The organism is Edaphobacter dinghuensis (assembly GCF_014640335.1).
Lineage (GTDB): Bacteria > Acidobacteriota > Terriglobia > Terriglobales > Acidobacteriaceae > Edaphobacter > Edaphobacter dinghuensis.
Window position 1 is genome coordinate 946,969 of record NZ_BMGT01000002.1, and the last position, 24,573, is coordinate 971,541.

Consider the following 24,573-nt stretch of genomic DNA (forward strand, 5'->3'; position numbering starts at 1 on the left):
CTCTTCAACTGGAACCGTACCGATATTTGAACGACGAAGCGATGGCCGCAAAATGGGTCTTATCCATTCAAAACAGGGACTTTACCGAGCGGTAAAGTCCCTGCCTGTCGGAACAAAAACAGCTTGTGTTGCGCTATTGAACGACCAGGGTGATGTTCGCCGAGGAGGACTTCGACGATGCGCTGTCCGTTCCCGTTACGGTAAGAGCGTAGGTTCCTGAGGCTGCATTGCTAGTCGTTGTCGTGGTGGTAGAGCTACTGCTGCCGCAACCAAAGGTCGAGAGCGTCGCCACCGAGATGACACCGAGCGCGAGGAAGATGCGCAGTTTACGAGAACGGCCTCCCAGAAGACCGCAGAAGAGCAAACCAGCCAGAGCTATGCCTGTTCCCGTCCCCGGAGAGAATGGCCGCGCAGGAGACTTTCCGCGAGCAGCCTGAGGGTGGGAGTTGGAAAATCGAAGCTTCGCACCACTTCCTGAAGGCGATACATTGGCTCCGGAGCATTGGGACGCAGATGTATAGATCGTCAGCGTTGCGGGTACGGGAGCGGTTCCGCTGACCGTAGTTGTACTGGTGCTGCTGCCGATGGTGTAGCAGGCTGCCAGCGACGAGGGGCCTGTGACCGACCAGTCGATAGTTCCCGTATAACCGTTCACCGGAGTTACCGTGATGGTAGAGGTGCCTGTGCTTCCAGAGGCTACGGTAATGGTGGTAGGGGCTGCAGCAATCGTGAAGTTCGCACCCACATTCACAACGAGCGTATTGGTCGACGGCGCATAGGTTCCGTCGCCGGAGTAGGTCACGCGAATGACGTGTGAGCCGTCGGTAGTGGAAGAGAAGCTATAGGTAGTGGTACCGCTCGAAAGCGTTGGCGCAGGCGATACTGGCGTGCCATCTACCAGAATCGCAACTGTACCGGTGGGTGTGCCCGTACCGGTAGAAGGAGCGACAGAGATAGTGAGTACATCCGCAGCGCCGGAGGCTGGAGCAGTGCTGGCCGCGGTAATGGTTGTAGTCGTGGCGAGGAGCGATGAGCTACCCGCGACTGCAGCCGCCTTCCATGCGGTAAGCAGGTTATTGAAGTCAAGCGAGCCAAGACCGCTGGCCAGGTCGTAGCCGGGACCGGCGGCATAGAGCGAGGTGTTCGCCGCTGCGGTGGTGCAATAAGCTGTTCCGGCGGTGCAGGCATTGTTGCCGGTAGTGATGTCGTGAAACGCCGAGGCGTAGGTCGAGGTATTGGCGGCAAGCGTGTAGAGCGTTGGGTTGACGACGCCCTGCCCCGTCTGGCCGGTCGCCTGATTAATCATGGCCACCATGCCCGCAAAGATAGGAACGGTGAAACTGGTGCCACCGGCAACGGTCAAGTTGGTGTTGCTGCTGTCGCGGAAGCCATTCGAGCAACTGCCCGTGATTCCGGTCCCCGTGTCGCTGGAACAATAGAGATAGCCAGCGTTGTTGGGCGAGGCATCGAGTGAGATATCAGGCACCACGCGGGTAGTACCCGAGGGAATACCAGGAACACCCACCTGCCAGGAAGGCCGGGTGGTATTGAGAACGCTGACACCGCCGCCGCCTGCGGAGATACCGATGGTCGAAGAATCGTCGTTCCAGATCTGCTCAGGGATGTAGGACTTGGCTGAGCTGATAACATCGCTGCCGCTGGACGCTGTCCAGTAACTGCTGCCGCTGGCGACGTTGGCGGTGGAGAACTCGGTGCCGCCCATGGCAGTTACATATTGGCTGCTGGCGGGAAAGTCTACCGCAAGGGCCTGCTGCTGCGCGGTGCTGAGTCCCTTGACGCCATAGCAATCGGTCGAGCCTTCATCTCCAGCAGCCGCGATCACCGTCTGTCCCTGCGCTGCCGCCTGTGCAAACACACTGTTCTCGGTTGCGTATGACGTAGCCGAATACTCAGTTTCGCAGCCGCCGTAGCTGGTGCTGATAATGGGCGCGATGTCGTTATCGACGGCGTATTCGATGGCGTCGTTCACGCTGGCATTGGTGTTATTGCCGGAGTAGACAAAGTAGATAGTCGCGCCGGGAGCGATAGCACCCGAGTATTCGAGATCCAGATCAGACTCGGACTCGTCTCCGGTGTAAACGGTAGAGCTACCAGTGCTCGGCACAAGGACGAGCGTAGGGTCCTTCTTCGTGAGGCCCGCAGCGCTCTGGAAGTTCTCGATATCAGAGAGTGTGACGGCAGACTGGCCCATGATCGCAATCGACTGGCCAGCGCCATTGAACCCTGCGCTCTGCGCTGCCTTAATGTCGTAGATCGTCTCGATATCGCCAGGAGTCAGATAGTGATTGCCAGTCTGGCCCGAGGTGAAGTTTGCAGTGGGAACGACCTGGCCTTGCTTCACCAGCATGTGCGAGTGAGGACGGAAGTTCGAAAGATTGGTGACTCCCTGAATGACGGGAGAGAGTGCCGCGGGAAGACTGATATCGCTGGCAGGAGCGAAGTGGGTGGTGCCGTCGGTCTGATAGTTGTGCAACTCGACGCCAAAGGCGGCCTCGGCCTGCGCCGCCGTACCGGAGAAGGTGATGCGATTTTTGCTGCGCGCCACTCCTTCGACGGTAAAGCCCTGCTGCTCAAGCCATGTCTCGGCCTTGGAGATATCGGAGTCGGACATGCCGAAGCGGGTGGCGAACTGGTCGGGAGTCAGCCAGACGTGATACTGCGGCGAGGCAGGGTTCTGCTGTGCAGCAATCAGGGCCTGAAGATCGGCCTCCTGCGCGGCGGAGCGACTGAAAACAAGGCTCATGCTGCCAAGCTGGGTCTGAGGCGCAAGGCTTCCCTTGTCTTCGGCAAATTTGGCCAGGGGAGGCTGTGATTTGGGGATCACGACGCGCTCGGAAGTGATCTCTCCGGCAATACGGGACTGCGGTTTCTGAGCGAGTGAGGAGATCGTGGAGCCGAAGAGGAGTGAAGCGGATGCTGTCAGCCCTAACAAACTACGCCTGGAGAGGTGAAACTTTCTTGTCATCATCGTCCCTGAGTGCAGCAAAATGAGTTGAACACAGTTTGATTGGGGTAGTTGCGACAGAAGATCATTTTTCAATGGGGGGAGAGGGTGGTGGCCCGGGCAGGAGTCCAACCTGCGACCTTCGCGTTAGGAGTGCGCTGCTCTATGCAACTGAGCTACCGGGCCAAGGATAAAAGGAGCAAGATCAAATTTTACGAATGTTTAGACCGCTTTAGATGACAGTGTACCGTGAGGCCCGAGCCGGACGCAGTGATAAACTTGAGGGTGGAGACTTTATGCCTGAGATACAGCGTCGACGTGCAGTAACAGTAAATATTGGTGGGATTCGTGTGGGCTCGGATGCCCCGGTCGTGGTGCAGTCGATGACCAATACGGACACGGCGGACGTTGAATCGACGGTGCAGCAGATTGCGGCGTTAGCCCGGGCAGGCTCGGAGATGGTGCGAGTCACCGTCAACAATGATGATGCCGCCAAAGCCGTTCCCTATATTGTCGAGGGCATTGCCAAAAAGGGCTGGACGACTCCGATCATCGGCGACTTCCACTATAACGGCCATCTATTGCTGACCAAGTATCCCGATACGGCGGAGGCGCTGGCGAAGTACCGGATTAACCCGGGCAATTGTTCGATTGGCCGCAAGGACGACGACAACTTCAGGACCATGGTCGAAGTAGCAGTCAAGCACCAGAAGCCGGTGCGGATCGGGGTCAACTGGGGATCGCTCGATCAGGCTCTGCTAACGAAGATGATGGACGAGAACTCGAAGTCTGCCGATCCCCTGCCCGCACGCGACGTGATGATGGAGGCGATGGTGGTGTCGGCGCTCGACAATGGCGCCGCGGCAGAACGATATGGATTGCGGCGGGACCAGATCATCCTGAGCGCCAAAGTTTCGGGCGTACGCGACCTGATCGACGTCTATACCGAACTGGCCGGGCGCTGTGACTATGCGCTCCACCTTGGGCTGACCGAGGCCGGAATGGGAATGAAGGGTGTAGTGGCCTCGACGGCGGGTTTGGCCCCACTCCTGCTCTCTGGAATAGGGGATACGATTCGCGTCAGCCTGACGCCTACCCCGGGGGGTGATCGCAGCGAAGAGGTTCGCTGTGGGCAGCAGATTCTGCAATCGCTGGGGATTCGCAGCTTTATGCCGCAGGTAACGAGCTGCCCCGGCTGTGGACGAACGACTTCGACGTATTTTCAAGAACTTGCAGAGAAGATCCAGGGATACCTGGTGGCCTCGATGCCGGAGTGGAAGAAGCAGTATCCCGGCGTGGAAGAGATGAAGCTGGCGGTAATGGGCTGCATTGTTAATGGTCCCGGAGAAAGCAAACACGCCAATATCGGCATCTCACTACCAGGAACCTTCGAAGAACCGAAGGCGCCTGTGTACGTTGATGGCAAATTATTTACGACATTGAAGGGCGACAGAATCGTTGAAGAGTTTCAGGTGATTCTCGATGAGTATGTGGAAAAGCGGTATGGACATGAGCTGGTAGGAAGTCGATAGTACGGGATCGATAGCTCGTTGCAAGTAGAAAGACGGAACGCATGATCGAAAAGTACGAAAATTCTCCGAGAAGTTTCCTCCCCGGAAATGAGTTGTATGTCGTACCAAATGTTCCTGGCCCGTGCTTTACAGAAGCTGGGGGTTCTCCGAGCACTTGAGTTGCACCACTCGAAGCCCGGCATTTTGATTGTGAGTCACCATCGGATTGGTGTGCCAACGGAGACATGCTTCGATAGGAATCTCTTCGGTGCCACAGTCGATGAACTGGATGCCCAAATCCAATACTTCAAGAAGCGTGCTCCCATTGTCTCCGGCGAGGAGCTGGAGAACCTGGTTTCGGGTAAGACACCTGTAAAGCATCTGTATGTAGCGTTCACATTCGACGACGGATATCTGGACAACTACACCAAAGCCCTGGATGTCTTTCGCAGCTCTGGAACGACGGCTGCCTTTTTCCTTGTTAGCGATTATGTAGGTACAGCTACGGTGCCGTGGTGGGACGAGATCGCATATCGCCTGCGAAATACGAAGAGAACAGAGATCCAACTTGAATCTCCAACGCCGCTGAAGCTCTCACTGAATGGGCATCGAGGGGTTGCGATTGACGCCGTCCTGCAGCACTACAAACAGGCGAACACTGTTCAGGCAGAGGAGATGATGGACGATATCCGGCGCGAAGCTGAATGTGAGCTTCCCGAAGTGAAGAGACGATTTCTTAACTGGGACGAGGCAAGAGAGATGCAGGCGGCAGGAATGACGATTGGATCGCACACCCTGTCTCACGCGATCCTCGGAAAACTATCGCCGGAAGCACAGAAGAAGGAATTGGAAGGCTCAAAGAACGCGATCGAAAGACAGCTTGGAAGCAATGTAAAAAGTTTGGCTTACCCGGTTGGGGAGAAAGGCTGCTTCAACGAAACGACTGAAAAGATTGCCATCGATGCCGGTTACAGCATGTGTTTTTCAGCATACGGCGGGATCAACAACGCTACCCATCTGAGACGGAGCAATCTTCTGCGTGGAACAGTTCCTTCGGACCCGGATAAATTTCGTGCCGTGGCTGCAGCTAGAATCAGCCCCTGGACAGCATCCTTAGTGGGACGTTGAGACATCTTTGCGGAGCTCAGCGAGAGGATAGAACGTGCCTCGCCAGGTGACTCCTCCTTGTTTGAGCGTGATGACCATGGACCGCAGCAGGCTATAAAGAAACAGGATTGCGCTGATCGGAAACAAGACGCCGTACCATGCGGAGATTCCGCTGAGGCGCCCGGCCAAACGATAGAGCAGAGCGATGGCTACGAGAGTAACGATGGATGGGATGCGCGTCTCTGGCCATGCCAGCCACGCGATGGGCGCAAGGTAGAACAGCGCGAGCCATCCACAGGCAATCAGCAGCAATGAAATGCGGAAGACGAAGACAGCGAAGAGGTTCTTCGTCATTACGCCAACTACGCCCATCGCTCCAGAGGCCCAATGCACCTTGACGAGGCCGGGAGCGATGGCCACGCGTTGGCGAAGCTCCATCAGCTTGACGCGGCGGGCGAGGCTGAGATCTTCGAGGATCTCCATGCGGACGGCCTCGAAGCCGCCTAGCTTCTGATAGACCGACCGGCGCAGCAAGCAGAAGGCACCGATGCCTACAAAGTCGCGCTTAGCGCGAGGATTATCAGCGCGCCAGGGACGCGTAACCCAAAGCCCGAGAACCTGAAGAAAGCCGAGCAACATGCCTTCGCCGCGAGTCTTGATGGTAGGAGTAGGCAGCGTGACGAAGTGGTCGGCGTTGGTCGCGATGGCTTGCGCGAGGCAGCGGCGAAGAGCATCGGGACGAAAGAGGATGTCGGCATCCGTGAAGAGAAGATAGTCGGATGCTGCATGGCGCGTGGCTAAGGCCATCGCGTGTGTCTTGCCCAGCCAATTCGGTGGGAGTTCGGTGATGTGGAGGACACGAAGCTTGTCCGGATGCGCGGCAGCGAGTGAGTCCATAATCGCTCCGGTCTGATCGGCGGAGCGATCATCGACAGCGATGATCTGGAGGTTTGCGTAGTCCTGTTGCAGCAGCGATTGCAGACAGGCTGCGATGTCAGCCGCTTCGTTGCGAGCAGGAACGATGACGGTGAGAGATGGATTGCCTTCGGGAGAAACGTCGTACTGCGGCAGCGTAATGTCGGGAATGCCGGGAAGTCCACGCGCAGCGGCGATGGCTTTCCATACCCAAAAGAGAGCGATCAACCACGCCAGATACGGGAGTATTGGAGCAAGGTTCATGCTGCGACTTGCATTTCGGAGGAATGCAGCTCGGGAGCATATCTCGATCCGACGAAGAAGATGATGGCCGCAAGAACAAGGGTGATCAGCGTGGCTCCGAGGCCGGTGTTGAGATTGCTGCGGTCGCTGATGCTGCCGATGATGCGCGGCGAGATGGCATCACCGAGAGCATGGATCATGAAGAGCTGTCCTGCCAGCGCAGTCGCTCGGATCTCGGGGCGAACGGCGTTCACTGTGGCTGCGTTGACTGGTCCGGTGCCGAGAAAGATCAGGAAGACAGCGACGGCGAGCGAGGGCAGTGTGAATGGCTTAGGGCCGAAGAAGCAGAGCAACGCGGGAGGGACGGCGAGCAGCGCGCTCCACGCAGGGACGAGGTAGAGCGCCTTGGAGTTTTTATATGACCACTTCTGCGCGATGGTGCCTCCAACGATCGTGCCGCCGAGTCCGGTGACAACAGTGATCGCTCCCATCAGAAATGCGGCGGAGGACTCGCTGCGGCCATCGACACGCTGGAGAAACGAAGGCATCCACCACGAGATGCCACCGAGCGAAAAGGTGACGGCAGCGTAACCGAGGATGGAGGCGAGGTACGCCTTATTTTTGAGCAGGGTGACGACTGTGTCCTTCTTCAGCTTGGCCTTGTCGTGCTGGCTGGCTCCGCGTGCCGGCTCCTTCATGAAGAAGGCGATGAGCAGCGCGAGAATGACTCCGGGAACGGCGGAGACAATGAAGGACATGCGCCAGCCGTGATGTTCACCGACCGTTCCACCGATGAGGTAACCGAGCGCCGCGCCAACGGGAATAGCTACGTTGAAGATAGTGAGGACGCGGTTGCGCTGGTCTTCGGGGTAGAAGTCAGCGAGGATGGCGGGCGCGAAGATGCCGAAGCTGGCTTCGCCGACGCCGAGCGCAGCGTGACGGACGTTAAGCGAGTCGTAAGAATGCACGGTCGCGGTGAGGAAGTTGATGCCGCTCCAAAAGAGGGCGGCGATAACGATCATCGGCTTGCGTGGGAAGCGGTCGCCCAACCAGCCGGTGATGGGCGACGTAAACATGTACGCCAGCATGAACCAGAGGGTGAGCGAGCCGATCTGCGCGTCGGTGGTGTGGAACTCGCCCTTGATCTGCTCCTGCACGCCGGGCAGGATGTAGCGGTCGATGTAGTTGACGAAGTTGAGCGCGGTGAGCAGGACAAGCGCCGTGGTCGCTCCAACGACGGAGGCAGCAGAGGGCTTCGGTTTAGTCGCGGAGGCCATGTTGGGAAGGATAGCAGCGGATTGTGGCTGTTCGTTCATCGCGTTTTGCAGGTATCCCCCCTCCCCTACTTAAAGTATCCAAAGTCTTCGAAACAAAGGACCTAAGTCCAGACTTCCGGTATGACTTAAAAGCGAAAGTCCGGCGCTGGCCGGACTTTGTTTTCCTGTTTTAAGGATAGCAGGAGTGTCAAGTGCTGGAGCAAACCGCAGGTCCTTCGACTGCGCCTCTCGCGATAAAGCTGCGAGAGGCTTCGCTCAGGATGACACTCCTAATAAAACCAATCTAGGTTTGGGTGGCGATCTGCGATGCGGTGCGTTCCTTCCAGTGGTCGCGGGTGAAGTCGGGAAATTTAGCAGGCGCGCTGCCTTCGGCCACCGAGAGCCTGCTGAGTGGGCCGGGTGCGGACCAGGTTGCGGCGTCGTAGACATCCATATCGGGCACCAGGCCGTTGCGCATGCACTCGAGCAGGCGGTACAGCATGATGTAGTCCATGCCGCCGTGGCCTCCCAGCTTCTGCGCGATCTCGCCTTCGCGCTTCCACAGCGGATGCTGGTGATCCTTCCACGAGTCGATCGTGGCCCACTCCTCACCGCCGGTCTGTCCGTCAAGATAGATTCGCGGCGGATAGTCGACGAAGAGACCCTTGGTGCCGGCGATCAGATTGGTGCGGCTGTAGGGATGGGGGTTGACGGTACCGTTCTGGAGCGTGATCGTGCGGCCGTTCGCTGTCTTGATGAGCGAGGTGCTCATGTCTCCGGTGATGTAACGCTCGGACCAGCGAGGATCGGAGGACGGCAGGTGTGCTTTGCGATAAGCATCGAGTCCCATCTGGGGCGTGCTCATGGAGACGATGTAGTCGAACCGGTCGCCGCGCTGGATGCCCATATAATTCGCCACGGGGCCGAGACCATGCGTCGGATAAAGGTTGCCGTTGCGCTGGGTATGAACGGTGCGGCGCCACAAGCCCTCTCCCTTATTGGAGAAGAGCTCTTCGCGAAGGTCGTGGAGGTAGGCGCCTTCTCCGTAGAGCAGGTCGCCGAAGAGCCCTTCGTGGGTCATGCGCAGGATGAGGGTTTCGTTGTAGCCGTAGCAACAGTTTTCGAGCATCATGCAGTGGCGCTGGGTGCGCTCGGAGGTGTTGACCAGCTTCCAGCAATCCTCGATGGTGGCGGCAGCCGGTACTTCGACGGCGGCGTGTTTGCCGTGCGTCATGGCAGCGACGGCCATCGGCACATGCCAGTCCCACGGAGTTGCGATGATGACGAGGTCAAGATCGTCGCGGGCCACCAGCGACTCGAAGGCGTGGTCGCCTTTGGTGTACAGCTCGGGAGAGGGCTGTCCGGCCTTTACGACGAGTGACTGCGCGTGGTCGGCGTGCTCCTGCACGATATCGCAGAGGGCGAGAATCTGCGCGTCGGCTGCGAGCAGATTACCGAGAAGGCTGGTTCCTCTTCCGCCGACGCCGATGATGCCGATCTTTGGGTTCTTCGCGGCGAACGGAACGCCGATCATGCTTGATCCCTGCGGCTTTGCGGCCTCGGCGTGAAGCTGCGGAACGCTCAGGCCAACGGCGGTGATGCCGCCGAGGCGAAGGAAGTTCCTTCTTGAAATATCGTCCAACGCGTTACGCAATTCGTCGCTCATACTCTCTTCTCCCCCTTAAATCTCGATGCATTCGATCTACAGAGTTAGCCTGTAGAGGTTCCCGGACGGCACTTTATCGGTTGTTTCGTTATACTACGTTTTTTCTTAGCTGCAATACGTTTTTACTTCGTTATAATTCATTTTTATTTCGTACTATTGAGCTTTCGCAGGCATACACGAATTTCATGTGTTACCTTGCGAAGGCTCTAAAGCTCTACAGATTCAAGTCGTGATGCCTGTTCAGACAGGCATGAGATAAGCAATCGGAGCGAAATGCATGCAAGCGACGATCAGCGAAGTACACGCGAACCCACACGCTAACTTGGTCCAGCCAGCGGCACCGCGGACCGCGACTCCTCCGCGCAACGTTGCCGTCGATGCCTATCGCGGACTGGTGATGCTGCTGATGATGGGCGAGGTGTTGAGCTTCGCCGCCGTCGCACGGGCGTTTCCTCATAGCCTCTTCTGGCATGTGCTTGCCTACAACCAGACGCATGTGGAGTGGGCGGGCGTTGGTCTGCATGACATGATCCAGCCGTCGTTTACGTTTCTGGTGGGCGTTGCGCTTCCCTATTCGATCCATAGCCGTATTCGCAAAGGGCAGAGCTTTCGGAAGCAATTGGCGCATACGCTGTGGCGAAGTTTGATTCTGATTGCGCTGGGAATCTTTCTGCGGTCAACCCATAGCGGGCAGACCTATTTCACCTTTGAAGACACGCTGACGCAGATCGGTATGGGATATACGTTCGCGTTTCTGCTGGCGTATTGCCGACCGAAGTGGCAATGGACGGCGCTGGGCACGATTCTTTTTGGGTATTGGCTGGCTTGGGCGCTCTATCCTGCGCCGGGGGCGAACTTTGACTACGCAGCGGTTGGCGTGCCTGCGACGTGGCACCACAACTTCAGCGGATTTGCCGCGCACTGGAACAAGAACAGCAATCTTGGGCAGGCGTTCGATGTCTGGTTTCTGAATCTCTTTCCGCGCGCATCTCGGTTCGCCTTCAATGAGGGTGGCTATCTTACGCTGAGTTTTATTCCTACGCTGGGAACGATGCTGCTTGGTCTGCGAGCGGGCGAGTGGTTCCGCTCGGCTGCGCCGAAGATTCCGGTGAAGCGCTTTTGGGTTGTGGGAACGCTGCTTGTCGCTGCTTCGCTGCTGCTGCATGTGACGGGAGTATGCCCCATCGTGAAGCGCATCTGGACGCCAGCGTGGACGCTGTTCAGCGGCGGCCTATGCTTCTACTTCCTTGCAGTGTTCTCTTGGGTGATCGACGTGAAGGCGTATCGGCGATGGGCGTTTCCGCTGGTGGTCGTCGGTATGAACTCAATCGCGGCTTATCTGATAGCCGATCTATTCGGAGAGTCCATTCAGCGAAATTTGCACATCCATCTGGGCTATCGGGTCTTCCAGATATTTGGATTGGGCCTGGCGCCGCTGATGTTCGGCATCGTTGCGCTTCTCATCTATTGGTTGATTCTGTTCTGGATGTACCGCAGGAATCTCTTCCTGCGGATTTGAGATCCAGCGATTACATCGGGCCTTTGGAGTTTTTGGGGCGCGGTGAGAAGGCTTCGACGACGGTCGAGATGCCACCGCGGGGGCGAAAGTCGCCGACTACCTTGGCCCAGACGGGATCGCAGGCTTTGACCACGTCGTCGAGGATCTGGTTGACGATGTTTTCCTGAAAGATGCCGAGGTTGCGGTAGGTGAAGAGATATTCCTTGAGCGATTTGAGCTCGAGGCAGCTCTTGCGGGGCATGTAGCGGATGGTGATGCGGCCGAAGTCGGGCAGGCCGGTCTTGGGGCAGACGCTGGTGAACTCAGGGTCGTCGACGAGGATCTCGTAAGCCTTGAACTGGTTCTTCCATGTCTCGATGGCGGGAAATTTGATGTCGAGGCCGGCGGCGGCGTGGTCGTCGGTGTAGCCCGTTGTGCGCTTGGTGGTCATGCATCTATTTTATCGCGGTGGCTGTTGCCGGGTGCTGCGTCGAGTTTGAAGGCACTATTCGGAGTGTTGTGCGGCGCGGGTTTGCTTATGGTCGAGAGAATCTCATCTCGAAAAGGAAATCACACGATGCATCTAACTGTTCATCCTTCGATTCTTTATGTCGGCACTCCTGTTGTGCTTATCGGCACGTTGAATGAGGACGGCTCACCGAACCTTGCGCCCATCTCTTCGGCATGGTGGCTGGGGTGGAACTGCATGCTCGGCTTTGGTGCGAACTCCAAGACGCCGCAGAATCTGCAACGCACGCGCCAGTGCACGATCAATCTGCCTTCGGTGGCAGAGGTGTCGCAGGTGAATGGGCTGGCGCGGCTTACGGGTTCCGACCCGGTGCCTCCGCACAAACAGGCTCGCGGATATACCTTTTGCGCAGACAAGTTTGGTGCATCGGGATTTACCCCGGAGGATGCCGAGCTTGTCGATGCGCCGCTGGTCCGCGAATGCCCGTTGCAGATGGAGGCGGAGTTGACGGCTGCTCACCCCTTCGCTCCTGAGACGAACGGGAGCCTGATCGCGCTTGAGGTTCGCATTCTGCGCGTGCATGCGCACCCGGAGATTCTGATGGGAAGGGATGGGAACCGCATCGATCCCAACAAGTGGAAGCCGCTGATTATGAGCTTTTGCGAGTTCTATGGGCTGGGAGAGCAGGTGCATCGTTCACGACTGGCGGAGATCTCTGAAGATCTGTATCGACCGGCGCGAGTGAAGGAGATGATGGAGGAAACTACGGCTGCAAAGTGAGCCGCGAGCCAATGGAATCCTGATCGCAGATATCAGCAACCGAACTGGCGAAGATGGTGATCGGTGTGGCGAAAGCCCCACCGCATCCATTGCGATCGATTGAGCGAGCCAAACATCGGATGAGTGGAACAGAGGTTTGCGGCGGAGACCTCACCGAAGCATCGGATGGCAACTGCTATCTTTGCGTGCTCATCCGCGAAGTCCACAGACGAGGGCCGCAATGCAGCACAATCGATCTCGGGAACAGTCTTGATTCCTTTAGGCCATGGGATGGGCAGAGTAAGCGCAACGAAACGAACAAGTGGATTATCGAACTTTCTCGACGCAGCATCGGCGACTGCGCATTCGCCCATCGCCATGCGAAAGGCAAGGACAAGATGGCGAAGCATCTGCGTAGAGGACATCGTGCCCCATCGCGCAGACGTTTGAGGGGTAAGTCTGTCAAAGCGACGGATGAGGGTCACTCGAACCGCCGGATCTGCAAGCGTATTCAACCTGTCCCAACTGTAGGGCATTAATCGCGGCGGCTGAGTGTTGGCCTGTCGTCGCCGGAGTTGGCCGGATTGTTGGGGTTATTGGGATCGTTGTTGGTGCCGCCTACGCGACGCAGAGTTGGCTTGTTGCCACCATTCTTGTCGTTAAGCTTGCGCTTGTTTTCGAGCCGGGCAAGGCGGGCTTTGACATCGTCGAACTCGCTGGTGGTGACGATGTAGTCGAGCCGGGGCGGCATGATGGTCGCAATCTCTTCTTCGGAACGCGCGATGCGGTCCGGCGTCTGAGGATGGTCGGAGAAGACCTTGGCCAGCGTGCCGGGTTTGTGCTTCTCGAGCGCGTCGAGCTTTTCGAAGAACTGGATGAAGGCCTGAGGATCGTAGCCGGCCTTGTACATGTATTGGAGTCCGAGCCAGTCGGCCTCGGCCTCGAAGTTGCGGGAGAACTGAAGGAAGGTGACGGGGATGGCGAGTTGCGAGGCCTCGTAGATGCCGTAGCCGGTCCACGAGCCCTGCGTGAAGATGATGAGCGGGACGGAGCCGATCTGCATGTAGTTCAGCCGCGTCATCTCGCGGGCGGCGTGGTGGGCGCAGACGTGTGCGGTCTCGTGGGCCATCACACCGGCAAGCTCGGCCTCTTCGTCGGCGGCGAGGATGAGGCCGCTGTTGACGTAGAAGAAGCCGCCGGGAAGTGCCATCGCGTTGATCTCGTCGGAGTCGATGACCTTGATGGTGAAGGGGACTTTGCAGTCAGAGTTTTTGACGATGTTCTGGCCGATGCGGTTGACGTACTCGTTGATGACGGGATCGGTGACCATGTGGGCCGACTTCTCGATCTCCATGGAGTACTGCTTGCCGTTGCGGATCTCCCAGTCGGTGGAGTACCAGTTGCCCATGCCGCGGCCGCCGATGTTGCGGTCGCCTACGGCGCTGACGTCGTCTTCGCTGCCCTTCTTAATGTGGGGATCGAGGTCTTCACCGGGTGATGGCAGGGAGTCGGTCTTGGCAGCAGCCTTGGCCGCAGCGGCCTTGCTCTCATCGGGGGTCGCAGTGGGCTTGCCGGGGATGGGCGACTCGGTTGGAATCGTCGACACCGGTCCCTGGGTCTGGGTTTGAACCTGAGCAAAAGCGGCTGGGGTCGCGATGAGAAGGGCGGCCAGGGCAAGTTGCGTGACGGGTCGCATGGGAGTTCTCCTGATGAGCTGCTTCCTTGCCGGGAGACGCAACTCAACACTTCATTTGACGTAGTATGCGCCTTTTAAGGGTGTCAAAGATAGTGGGGGCCGTCTGCCGAAGAGCCCGGAATTTCACCAGAGGAAAAATTTACCGAGACACAACAATGGACAGCAGGGTAATTTTGTAAGTCGGAATATTCGAAGGAGCCTTGAATGCCTCAGTTTTGGTTGCGCGTGGTGGTGTGTACGTTGTTCGCAGGGTTGGGATGTGGGGCAGGACATGCTGAGGGACGACTACTCGCAGCGGCGGAACTGCAATGCGATGCGAAGACGCAACCGATGGCGGTGGAAGAGGTTGCACCGCAGCTGGAGTGGCGGCTGGCGGCGGCGAGCAGCGATATGCGCGGCGTTGGGCAAAGTGCCTACCGCGTGCTGGTGGCTTCTTCGCAGAAGGCTCTGGACGCAGGGCAAGGCGATGTGTGGGACAGTGGGCGAGTTGCGTCGGGCGATAACTTTGGGATCGTCTACCGAGGAAAGCCGCTGGTTGCGGAGAAGACTTACTTCTGGAAGGTGATGGTCTGGGACGAGCGAGGCGATTCCGCTCCGTGGAGCGCGGCTGCAAGTTGGACGATGGCTCCGGCAGAGTGGACGGCAAAGTGGATTGCCCAGGCCGGAACGACGAACAAGACAGAGGATATGCCGATATTCCGGCGGCAGTTCGCGGTGAAGCGCAAGCTGGTGCGGGCGATGCTGTATGTCTCCGCGCTGGGGCAGGGCGAGGTGCATCTGAACGGCAGCAAGGTGGGCGACGCCGAGCTGGCTCCGTCATGGACGGACTATGGCAAGACGGTTCGGTATGAGGCTTATGACGTGACCTCGATGCTGCGCCAGGGCAAGAATGCAGTGGGCGTGATGGTGGGCAATGGGATGTTCAACGTGGTGAGGACTCCGCACCGCTACACCAAGCTGGTGAACAGTTTTGGGCGGCCGATGGTAATGGTGCAGATGCGGTTGACGTATGCCAACGGGAAGACAAAGACGATCGTAAGCGATGGCTCCTGGAAGTCTGCGGCAGGGCCGATCACTTTTTCTTCGACCTATGGTGGTGAGGACTACGATGCAACGAAGGAGCAGGCGGGGTGGGATTCGGCTGGGTTTCGAGACAAGGGATGGAAACGGGTGAGTGTGGTGGATGGGCCCGGAGGCAAGCTGGAGTCTGAGATCGCTCCGCCGATTGAAGTGATGAAGACATATATGCCGGTGAAGACGACGGAGGTAAAGCCGGGAGTGACGGTCTATGACCTGGGGCAGAACTTTGCCGGATGGCCCGATGTGAAGGTGAGCGGGACGAAGGGCGCTGTCGTGAAGATGATTCCCGGCGAGTTGCTGAATGCGGATGGGACTGTATCGCAGATGAGCTCCAAGGGGCCGCAGTGGTTCAGCTACACGCTGAAGGGTACGGGCGCGGAGGAGTGGCATCCTCGATTCAGCTACTACGGCTTTCGCTATGTGCAGGTAGAGTGGGCCTCGGGAACGGGAGAGGTAGCTTCGCTGATCGGCGATGCGGTGCATACCTCTTCGCCGGTGGTGGGCGAGTTCACAAGCTCAAATGAGCAACTAAACAGCATTCATCACCTGATCGTGATGGCGATGCAGAACAACTCGGTCAGCCTGTTTACCGACTGTCCCCACCGCGAGAAGCTGGGATGGCTGGAGGAGACGCATCTTGTGGCTCCGGGGCTGATCTTCAACAGCGATCTGCAGGGACTGTTCGCCGCGACCGAAAAAAATATGGCCGATGCGCAGAAGGTGGATGGGATGGTTCCGACGATTGCGCCGGAGTACACCGTCTTTGGCAAACAAGGCTATGGCGTCTTTGATGACTCGCCGGAGTGGGGATCGGCCAGCGTGCTGGCGGAGTGGTCGGCGTATCGCGCCTATGGAGATATCGGCGAGCTGCAGCGGAGCTATCCAATGATGCAGCGGTACGTGAAGTTCCTAGAGGGCAAGGCGAAGGACGGCATCGTCGCCTATGGGCTGGGTGACTGGTACGACATTGGACCGGGCGGGCCGGGGTTTGGCAAGCAGACGACGTTGGGTGTGACTGCGACGATGATGCTCTATCAGGATGCGGTGACGATGGCGAAGATTGCCAGACTGCTGGACAAGCCGGAGGATGCGGCAGGCTATGACGCGCTGGCTTCGCGAACAGGGACGGCATTCAATGCGCGTTTCTGGAATGCGTCGACGCAACAGTACGACAAGGGCAGCCAGACGGCGAATGCGATGCCGCTCTCGCTTGGACTGGTGCCGGAGGCGGAGCGCGCAACCGTGCTGGAACACATTGTCGCCGACATCCACGCGCACAACGACCATGTGACTACGGGAGAGATCGGCTATCCATACATGCTGCGGGCATTGATGGCAGCGGGACGCAGCGATGTCGAGATGGCGATGATGATGCGGAAAGATCCGCCGAGCTATGGCTCGCAGCTTGCGGCGGGCGCGACCGCGCTGACGGAGGCGTGGGACGCCAATCCGCATAGCTCGCAGGACCACTTCATGCTGGGAGGCGCGGAAGAGTGGTTCTATCGCGGGCTGGGCGGAATCGACTTCGATCTCTCGCGTTCTGCGAAGGATGAGCGGATTACGATCCACCCGGCGATTGTCGATGGCGTGGATTGGGTGCGGTGCTCGTACGATTCGAAGCTGGGAAAGATCGAGAGTGACTGGAAGAGAGACAACGGTGCGCTTGCTATGGATGTGACCATTCCGGCGGGAGAGACGGGGACGGTCTGGGTTCCGGCGGCCGATGGAACTGCGGTGATGGAAGGTTCGACGCCAGCGGAGAAGGCTGCGGAAGTTACATTTGTGCAGCGATCCAATGGTGCGGCGGAGTATCGCGTGGCTTCGGGCAGCTATCACTTCATCGTGAAGTGATAGCTACCACGGCTTGGAGCGGGCTACGGCGATGCCTCGGATCTCGTTCGGGTATTGACCCGAGACCGCGCAGTAGAAGTGATAGAGCACGCCCTCGTGAGTAATAACGGACGGCTTGTGAGCGAAGGTCTCGTCGATGCTGCCGGGCGCTCCGGTGTCGATGAGTATCTCCGGCACTTTGACGAAGGTGTAAGGATCGACGCTGAGCGCAAGCAGCTCGCGGGCGCGGCCAGGCCGCTCATAGTTGAAGCCGAAGTAGAACATGGCGAAGTCGCAGCCGTTTTGTACGACGAAGGGATTGGAGGCAAAGCGGCTGTCGCGTGCGTCCGGAGTGGGTGGCTGCGTAGCGTGAATGGGATTCGACGCCGGATAGGTCGCGCTGCCTCGGGGGCCGTTGCGGAGTATAGGATTTTCCGGATATCGCTTCCACGTCTTGAGATCGGTTGAGGTGGCTACTCCCGTCTGCTCGTGCCAGCCTCCGCCGACAGATTTCGGCAGCGGGTCGGTCTTGGCGTTGTAGTAGAGGTAATACGTTCCGCGGTCGAGCATGAGATCGGGACGGTAGAGGCCACCATGCTCCCACGGTGCTCCGTCCTGCGGATAGAGGATGGGATCGGTGAGCTGCCAGTGCAGAAGATCGTCGGACCATGCCAGGCCGATAACGGCTGCACCTTCTTCGTAGCCTGCGCCGGGGTAGGCGTTCCACGCGCCGAGATAGCGCCCGTTGATCTTGATGGCTTCACCGTTGGAGCGAAGCTGCTTGTCGCGAAGAATGGAGCTGAGGGCGAGGTTATACTTTGTGAACTTCGATGACGGATCGCGAGGGGCGACAAGCGCGACGCGCTCCCAGTGGAGAAGGTCCGTCGACCTGGCAAGGCCGGTCTGGTAGCCGATGCCGTCAAATCCGATGTAGAGCATGTAGAAGGCGCCGTTGGCGTGGAAGACGATGGGGTCGTCCACGCTGCGCTCATCGAAGTCACCCTTCTTGCCGGTGGCTTTGAGAATGAGCTTTGGATACTTGTACGGCGTGCGGAAGGGCGCGACCTCATCCTTCGATGCGAACGAAAGATGAGGTGACGCAGCGGCAGTTGCAGCGATAGCAGAGTTGCGGAGAAACTGACGGCGAGTGTTCTTCATGCTTGGTGAGCCGTTCTACCTTGATACGACTTCGACGGAAGCCGGAACAGTGGCTCGGCTGAAGATCTTGTGGTCGATGTAGTTGTAGGGCGGCACCGTGTTGCCGGTGACGAGCAGCACACCAAGATGGATGAGGCCCGGGCCGTATTGCTGAACGTCCGGCGAGATCGAGGCCAGCACAGGGCTGGTGGGGTCTTCAAGCTCGGCGAGCATCTCGGGGATGCCGTCGTGGCCGATGATGACAGTATCGTGCTGGCGATTAAGCTCGCGGATGGCTTCGAGCGCACCGAGAGCGCTGGAGTCGTTGGCGGCAGCTATAAGGATGTGTTTGTCGTGCGGGTGACGATGGAGGAAGTCGCTGACCAGGCGATGGCTCTCTTCGCGGAGACCACGGCCATCCATGCGGACAAAGGACTCGATCGGCAACGACGGCAGCAGGGTGCGGACGGCTTCGAACGCGCCGGTGGTGCGGCTCTGGACGAGCGTGCCCGCCTCTTCAATGTCGAGGCCGAGCATCCAGTCCACCTGTTTACCCCATCGGTCGATGGCATAATTAGCAAGAATCTCGCCACCCTGGAAGCCGATGCGATAGTTGTCGACGCCAAAGTATGTGGCGTTGGGGTGGGGGATGTCGATGGCCATCAATGGGATGCCGGCAGCGGCGAGGCGCGCGGCGATGATGGGCGCGGCGTGGTCTTCCACCTGGAACTCGATGACAAGCTCGACCCGCTCGCGGATGAACTCCTCAGCGTTGGCGAGTGCGGTCGATGCATCGTAACGGTTATCGAGAACGAGCAGATCGACGCCGGAGGTCGCAGCAGCGGCGCGCAGGCTCTCCGTAACTGCCTGCGAGAAGGGCTGATCGCCACTCTGTCCGGCGAAGCCGAAGCGCATCTTGCGTGGGCGGCTGGCGCTGCGATAGAGACCGTCGGGCGACTGCGACACGTATCCGCGATGGACGAAGGTCTTGAGGATGCGGTAGACGCTGGTCTTGGAGTGGCGGGTCTCGCGATAGATCTGCTCGAGCGGAAGAGAGCGGTTCTCACGCTGGAGATACTCGAGAACATCGAGCGCAGCGGACATGATGGGGATGAGATAGAGGTGGTTTGAGGTCTTGTTCGACAAGATACATCTCCTTCGTGCAGTAGCGGCTGGGTTTATGCCTCTCCAACGATTGAAACAAGCATAGCGTAGGAATTGATTTGAGTTGAAGCCTCAAATTCCCGGATTTTCCGCGAACCGGAATTAAAGGGAGAAAACACCCGGCAACGTGCCCGGCAGCAAAGGCAGGAGCAAACGAGACAAAAGAGAGCGCCGCCCGTCTAAAACCATGGAGCGATGCAGCGAAGTATCGCTGCCGGTGCCTGGCATGTTATTTGTGGCCAGGCGAATGATTTCGGCATAGCATAGTGCGCGCGGGAGATTGCGTATGCGATATGCGGCTGTGATTGCCGGGATAGTGCTGATAGCAGGGACGGTGGCTTCGCCCCTTGCGGAGGACCTCTCCGTGCGCCTGCCGGGCGTTCCAGTCACACGGATTCATGCCACCTTCGAGTGCGGTGCCGATGGCGTCGCGCTTGGCCTTCCCTCGGGGCCTTTCACGGTCGACTATCTGAACGCCGGAGAGAACCATCTGGCTGTGCTTCCTATCCATGGACAGGCGTTGGTCTTCGCAAATGTAATCTCCGGCTCGGGTGCGCGTTATGCTGCCGGGCGCTATATCTGGTGGGACGCGGGCGCGCGCGGTGTAACTCTTTATGCCGATGGTGTCGATGGACATCCAAAGGCCGAGTGCCATGCGGTGGAGAAGAGATGAGAGACGCGCTTTCAAAGGAGGTTGAGAGATGACGAGAAAAACATGGCGTATCGTGCTGACAATCCTGATGTATGGAGGAGTTGTCGTCTTCCTCCTTCCTTACTTCAGGGGAAAGATCATGACCAGCTCGGGCATATGGTTCATGATCGTCGGCGTAGGAATGGCAGTCGTGTGCGGTTTGCTGCGCTGCTATCTCACCGAAGGAGACTGCGCGCGGATACCTCACATCGGACGAGACTGGTAAGAGTGATTCCCTCCTAAGAGAGCGGCATGGTGGGTGCCGTCGAAGACTCTATCTCTGCATGAATTGCGCTTTGCAGTTGCCATGGTGACGGCGGGTAAATGAACGACCTCGTGCAAATTCGAAAAGATCAATACTGAATTAAGATAACGGGAGGGCTTGCGGCAGGATGATCGAATCCCCTGCGCCGCGTCAATGGAGACAGCTTGAATCGATGGCACCAGCTTCCGCAGCAGTTGCACACTCTGGTTGCCTGCAATCCGAACTCTGTCCTGCTCCAGACCGCCTGCTTCGATCCATCGAACAAGCGAAGCTTGCTCTTTCTCGATCCTGTTCAAACAATAACTGCCCGCACGCTTGAAGAAATTCCCGAACTCTTCCGGCGCATCGAGCAGGCGCTGGCCGAGGGATTCTATGCAACCGGCTATCTCAGCTACGAGTGCGGGTATCACTTCGAGCGTTTCAAGGGCATCGCTCTCACGGAGCAGAGTCTCCCGCTGGCATGGTTTGGAATCTATCGCAAGCCTGTAATCTTTGATCACGAGACCGGCCGTTTCGATGGCGACCTGCCACTCTCTTTATCCAGTGAGACGACAAAAGCTCCAGCCAACTTCGCGGATAGCGTTACATTGGCGATCTCGGAAGAGGACTACACCGGGAAGATCGAGCGTATCAAGGAATGCATTGCTGCCGGAGAGACCTATCAGGTCAACTTCACCGACAAGGTAAGCGTCCGCTCTGAAATTGGGGCTGACGCTGCATTTGCTACGTTGTTGCAGCAGCAACCTGTGGCCTATAGCGCGTTCCTGAATGTAGCCGGACATCAGATTCTCTCACTTTCTCCGGAATTATTTTTCAAGATCGAAGAAGGAAAGATCATCACCCGTCCCATGAAGGGTACGATGCCGCGCGGCCTCGATGCTGCGGAAGATGTGCAGGCTGCTATTCGCTTGCAGAACGATGAAAAAAATCGCTGCGAGCACGTAATGATCGTAGACCTGCTGCGCAACGACATTGGCCGCATCTGCGAGATGGGCAGCGTGCAGGTGGACGATATCTTCTCCGTCGAAACGTATCAGACACTGTTACAGATGACCTCGACAGTATCGGGCAGGCTTCGCGAAGGGCTTACCTATTACGACATCTTCAAAGGGGTGTTCCCCAGCGGCTCCATCACCGGCGCTCCCAAGATTCGTACCATGGAGATCATTCACGAGCTGGAAGCAGCGCCGCGCGGAATCTATACCGGCTCTATCGGCTATATGGCTCCTGATGGGAGCGCAACATTTAATGTGGCCATTCGCACGCTCGACTTGTATGAAGGCAAAGCGCAGATGGGAGTGGGTGGGGGGATTGTCGCTGACTCCGATCCGAAGGACGAGTATCGTGAGTGCCTGCTGAAGGCGGAGTTCCTCGTCCGCGCGCGGCACGAGTTTCAGCTGATTGAGACAATGCTCTGGAACGGGGAATTTCGCCTGCTCGGCATGCATCTCGATCGCATGGAGTCCTCCGCTACTTACTTCGGCTTTGCTTTCGACAGGGCTGCCATCAAAGCGCAACTGATCGCAGAAGCGTCTCTGTTCGAACCCGGAGAGCTTTATCGTGTGCGCTCCCTGCTCGCCGAATCAGGAGACCTGACCATCACCTATGCGAAGCACACTGCAAACATCGCTTGGCAGACAGGTCGCATCCATCTCTCTTCAGAACGCACTTCGTCAACAGATGTTTTCCTTCGTCATAAGACAACCCAGCGAAAACTATACGAAACGGAATACGCGAAGTGTCGCAATGATGGCTTTGACGAAGTCATCTTTCTGAACGAGAAAGGCGAAATCACCGAGGGAGCCATCAGCAATATCTTCATCAGCAGAGCAGGTAGGTTACTCACTCCTCCGCTGAGCTCCGGCGTGCTCCCAGGTGTCTTCCGTCGTCACATCCTCGAAACTGATCCCGGAGCGAAAGAGAGAATCCTGACACTCGAAGACCTGGAATCGGCGGATGCGATCTATCTATGCAACTCGCTGCGCGGCATGCGCGAGGTCAGGCTTTCTTCCGCCGACAGCACATTGCAGACGCTGGCGCAATAGCGCTATTCGTCGTCCTCTTCGACATCGAGATCAGTTGCCACCATGCGGCTTCCGCGTTCGACCAGCACCTGAATCCTGCCTTCAGCGTCTTCCAGCTGTTTCTTACACGCGTCCGACAGCTTCACTCCTTCTTCAAACAGCCGCACCGACTCATCGAGCGAAAGATCACCGCGCTCCAGCTTCTCGACCACGGCCTCCAGTGCGGTCAGCTTCTGCTCAAAGTCGGCCATCAGACCACCCCCACTTCCACCAGACCCAGCACCTGTGCCGCAGCCGCATACTTGCCGAACGGTGCGCTCACCTGAACTCCCTGCACCATCGGTCGCGCCTCGGCGAGCATCTCCTGCGCGATCTTCACCCCCTCAGCGCGTGCCGCCTCGGGCGAAGTCGCCGCGGCCATCCGAACCATGATCTCTTCGGGCATACTCACCCGCAGATCGTTCTTCATGAACTCCGCATTACGCAGATTGGTCAGCGGCCAGATCCCTGCAATCACCGGGATACGGAACCCTTCAATCCGCTTCAGAAATGCCTCCAGCAACCGCAGATCGAAGACTGGCTGCGTAATCGCGTACTCTGCACCTGCCTCCACCTTATAGGCGAACCGTCGGACCTCCTGATCGATGTCGGGCACTCCCGGATTGGCTGCGACCGCAACCGTAAATCCAGTTGACTCGCCAATCGAATTCTTGCCGATATCGAGCCCGCAGTTCAGGTTGCGAACGATGTTCACCAGCCCAATCGCGTCCACGTCGAAGACCGCCGTCGCGTCGGGGTAGTTCCCCAGCTTCGGCGGATCGCCGGTCAGACAGAGAACGTTCTTCAGCCCAATCGAGGATGCTCCCAGCAGATCGCTCTGAATGCTCAGCACGTTCCGGTCGCGACAGGTGTAGTGCAGAATCGTCTCGATGCCGACGTTCTGCTGAATCTGCACGCACAGGCTCTGGGCGCTCATCCTCGCGCTGGCCCGCGGCGAATCCGGCACGTTGATCGCATCCACTCCGAGCCGGTGAAGTTCGGCGGCGCCGTTCACCTCTTTGCTGCAATCGATTCCCTTAGGCGGCACAATCTCCACCATGGTGACGAACTCACCCGCAGCCACCATCGACCCAATCTTCGACCGCTGCGCCAACGGTGGCGGCTCGACTTTGTTCTTCACGACGGCAGCTGCGGCAGAGTCACCGCTCTCCATCACCTGCGCACCTGTCTCCATCGCGCCCAGAGCACGCAGCGCGCTCTTCATCGCCCGCGTATAGCTTGGAGTCGTTCCGCAACAGCCGCCCACAAAGGTCGCACCCGCCTTCACCAGCTTGCGAGTAAAGCTCGCCATATATTCAGGCGACGTCAGATAAAGCGTCCGCCCCTCGACCGCTCGCGGAATCCCTGCATTCGGCATCGCCGCCAGCGGCAGCGGGGTCACCTTGCGCATCCGTTCGATCACACTCAGCACCGTCGCCGGTCCGGCGCTGCAATTGCAGCCGATAGCGTCCGCGCCCCACTCTGTCAGTTTGTTGGCGGCAGTCTCTGCGGAGGCGCCATCGAGGCAGTTCCCTTCCTCGTCGACAGTGACCATCACCACCACAGGAAGCCAGGGAGCTTCACTCCGCGCCGCTCGAATCGCCTGCTTCGACTCCGACAATGAGGTCATCGTCTCGATCATCAGCAGATCGACGCCAACCCCGGGGCCACCCTCGGCCATCGCTCGAATCTGTTCGGCAAATGCATCCCGGGCCTCGTCCAGCCCAACCTTGCCCAGCGGCTCCAGCCGAACTCCCAGCGGCCCGATCGAACCGGCTACAAACGCCTCGCTGGCCTGCTTCTCGCGAATCTGATCCACGCACTCCCGTGCCAGCTTTACGCCGGCCAGATTGATCTCACGGACTTTATCCTGAATCCCGAAGTGCTCCAGCCGAAAGCGGTTCGCTCCAAAGGTGTTGGTCTCCACCACCTCCGCGCCCGCCTGCAGGTACTCGGCATGGACCTCGCGCACCAGCTCCGGCTGCGACAGGTTCAGCTCGTCGTAGCTGCGGTTGATGAACACGCCGCGCGCGTAAAGCATCGTCCCCATTGCGCCATCGCACAGCACTGTTCCACCTGCGAACAGCCTGTCTACCGCAGCGGGTTCTGCTACATAACGAATGCCAATACCGCCAGCGCCATCACTCATCTTCTTCTCCGGGTATTCCTATCATCCTAAGCCACCAGCCGGATGCGCTCCAAACCCGGCCATCGAGGCTCCCCGGGATTCCCCTTTGACCCAGCCACCCTGCCTCCTT

At 58.4% G+C, this 24,573-nt stretch carries 19 protein-coding genes and 1 tRNA gene; 8 read left to right on the forward strand and 12 right to left on the reverse strand.

The window, feature by feature from the left end:
• Positions 1-133: 133 nt before the first annotated feature.
• Positions 134-2,989, reverse strand: coding sequence for a S53 family peptidase (locus IEW09_RS09500; protein WP_188553907.1), 2,856 nt, complete (start codon positions 2,987-2,989; stop codon positions 134-136).
• 85 nt (positions 2,990-3,074) lie between these two features.
• Positions 3,075-3,151, reverse strand: a tRNA-Arg gene (locus tag IEW09_RS09505).
• A 110-nt stretch (positions 3,152-3,261) separates the two neighbouring features.
• Here IEW09_RS09505 and ispG point away from each other — a divergent pair.
• Both ispG and IEW09_RS09515 read left to right on the forward strand, forming a co-directional pair.
• A complete protein-coding gene (gene ispG / locus IEW09_RS09510; protein ID WP_188553908.1) occupies positions 3,262-4,497 on the forward strand; it encodes a flavodoxin-dependent (E)-4-hydroxy-3-methylbut-2-enyl-diphosphate synthase in 1,236 nt (411 codons plus the stop codon).
• A gap of 96 nt (positions 4,498-4,593) precedes the next feature.
• Entirely contained in the window at positions 4,594-5,604 is a 1,011-nt protein-coding gene (locus IEW09_RS09515) for a polysaccharide deacetylase family protein (RefSeq protein ID WP_188553909.1), read from the forward strand.
• Here IEW09_RS09515 and IEW09_RS09520 read toward each other — a convergent pair.
• The 3 genes from IEW09_RS09520 to IEW09_RS09530 all read right to left on the reverse strand — a co-directional run bounded on the left by IEW09_RS09520 (position 5,590) and on the right by IEW09_RS09530 (position 9,663).
• Positions 5,590-6,762: a glycosyltransferase gene (locus IEW09_RS09520; protein ID WP_188553910.1), complete on the reverse strand. Its 1,173-nt coding sequence runs from the start codon at positions 6,760-6,762 to the stop codon at positions 5,590-5,592. The two genes, IEW09_RS09515 and IEW09_RS09520, sit on opposite strands and share 15 nt — an antisense overlap.
• Positions 6,759-8,018, reverse strand: a complete 1,260-nt coding sequence (locus IEW09_RS09525) for a spinster family MFS transporter (protein ID WP_188553911.1) — start codon at positions 8,016-8,018, stop codon at positions 6,759-6,761. Before IEW09_RS09525 ends, IEW09_RS09520 begins: the two co-directional genes overlap by 4 nt.
• 283 nt (positions 8,019-8,301) lie before the next feature.
• Complete coding sequence (locus IEW09_RS09530) at positions 8,302-9,663, reverse strand: Gfo/Idh/MocA family protein (RefSeq protein WP_188553912.1); 1,362 nt, start codon at positions 9,661-9,663, stop codon at positions 8,302-8,304.
• 277 nt (positions 9,664-9,940) lie between these two features.
• Between IEW09_RS09530 and IEW09_RS09535 the strand changes: the two genes are divergently transcribed.
• On the forward strand, positions 9,941-11,182 hold the full coding sequence (locus IEW09_RS09535; protein WP_188553913.1) for an acyltransferase family protein: 1,242 nt from the start codon (positions 9,941-9,943) through the stop codon (positions 11,180-11,182).
• A gap of 10 nt (positions 11,183-11,192) precedes the next feature.
• On the opposite strand, the gene queF is transcribed toward IEW09_RS09535, so the two are convergent.
• Entirely contained in the window at positions 11,193-11,612 is a 420-nt protein-coding gene (queF, locus tag IEW09_RS09540; protein WP_188553914.1) for a preQ(1) synthase, read from the reverse strand.
• 126 nt (positions 11,613-11,738) lie between these two features.
• Between queF and IEW09_RS09545 the strand changes: the two genes are divergently transcribed.
• Complete coding sequence (locus IEW09_RS09545) at positions 11,739-12,410, forward strand: flavin reductase family protein (RefSeq protein ID WP_188553915.1); 672 nt, start codon at positions 11,739-11,741, stop codon at positions 12,408-12,410.
• A 32-nt stretch (positions 12,411-12,442) separates the two neighbouring features.
• Here the strand turns inward: IEW09_RS09545 and IEW09_RS09550 are convergent, their stop codons facing one another.
• Both IEW09_RS09550 and IEW09_RS09555 read right to left on the reverse strand, forming a co-directional pair.
• Positions 12,443-12,904 carry a DUF1569 domain-containing protein gene (locus tag IEW09_RS09550; protein ID WP_188553916.1) on the reverse strand — a complete coding sequence of 154 codons (462 nt, stop codon included), beginning with the start codon at positions 12,902-12,904 and terminating at the stop codon, positions 12,443-12,445.
• Positions 12,905-12,924: 20 nt separating this feature from the next.
• Entirely contained in the window at positions 12,925-14,085 is a 1,161-nt protein-coding gene (locus IEW09_RS09555) for a M48 family metallopeptidase (protein ID WP_188553917.1), read from the reverse strand.
• 204 nt (positions 14,086-14,289) lie between these two features.
• On the opposite strand from IEW09_RS09555, the gene IEW09_RS09560 reads away from it, so the two are divergent.
• Entirely contained in the window at positions 14,290-17,016 is a 2,727-nt protein-coding gene (locus IEW09_RS09560) for a family 78 glycoside hydrolase catalytic domain (RefSeq protein ID WP_188553918.1), read from the forward strand.
• A gap of 3 nt (positions 17,017-17,019) precedes the next feature.
• On the opposite strand, the gene IEW09_RS09565 is transcribed toward IEW09_RS09560, so the two are convergent.
• Together IEW09_RS09565 and IEW09_RS09570 are read right to left on the reverse strand one after the other, a co-directional pair.
• Entirely contained in the window at positions 17,020-18,153 is a 1,134-nt protein-coding gene (locus IEW09_RS09565) for a glycoside hydrolase family protein (RefSeq protein WP_188553919.1), read from the reverse strand.
• A 15-nt stretch (positions 18,154-18,168) separates the two neighbouring features.
• On the reverse strand, positions 18,169-19,278 hold the full coding sequence (locus tag IEW09_RS09570) for a substrate-binding domain-containing protein (protein WP_229739215.1): 1,110 nt from the start codon (positions 19,276-19,278) through the stop codon (positions 18,169-18,171).
• 304 nt (positions 19,279-19,582) lie between these two features.
• Here IEW09_RS09570 and IEW09_RS09575 point away from each other — a divergent pair, with 304 nt between their 5' ends.
• The 3 genes from IEW09_RS09575 to pabB all read left to right on the forward strand — a co-directional run bounded on the left by IEW09_RS09575 (position 19,583) and on the right by pabB (position 22,297).
• Positions 19,583-19,969 (forward strand): MliC family protein, encoded by a 387-nt coding sequence (locus IEW09_RS09575; protein ID WP_188553920.1) that lies wholly within the window; start codon positions 19,583-19,585, stop codon positions 19,967-19,969.
• Between the two features lie 28 nt (positions 19,970-19,997).
• Positions 19,998-20,213, forward strand: a complete 216-nt coding sequence (locus IEW09_RS09580) for a hypothetical protein (protein ID WP_188553921.1) — start codon at positions 19,998-20,000, stop codon at positions 20,211-20,213.
• A gap of 203 nt (positions 20,214-20,416) precedes the next feature.
• On the forward strand, positions 20,417-22,297 hold the full coding sequence (pabB, locus tag IEW09_RS09585; protein ID WP_188553922.1) for an aminodeoxychorismate synthase component I: 1,881 nt from the start codon (positions 20,417-20,419) through the stop codon (positions 22,295-22,297).
• Positions 22,298-22,299: 2 nt separating this feature from the next.
• Here pabB and xseB read toward each other — a convergent pair whose 3' ends face one another.
• The gene (xseB, locus tag IEW09_RS09590; protein ID WP_188553923.1) at positions 22,300-22,527 is read right to left on the reverse strand and encodes an exodeoxyribonuclease VII small subunit; all 228 of its coding nucleotides are present in this window, start codon (positions 22,525-22,527) and stop codon (positions 22,300-22,302) included.
• Complete coding sequence (locus IEW09_RS09595; RefSeq protein WP_188553924.1) at positions 22,527-24,464, reverse strand: bifunctional homocysteine S-methyltransferase/methylenetetrahydrofolate reductase; 1,938 nt, start codon at positions 24,462-24,464, stop codon at positions 22,527-22,529. Before IEW09_RS09595 ends, xseB begins: the two co-directional genes overlap by 1 nt.
• Positions 24,465-24,573: the final 109 nt, after the last annotated feature.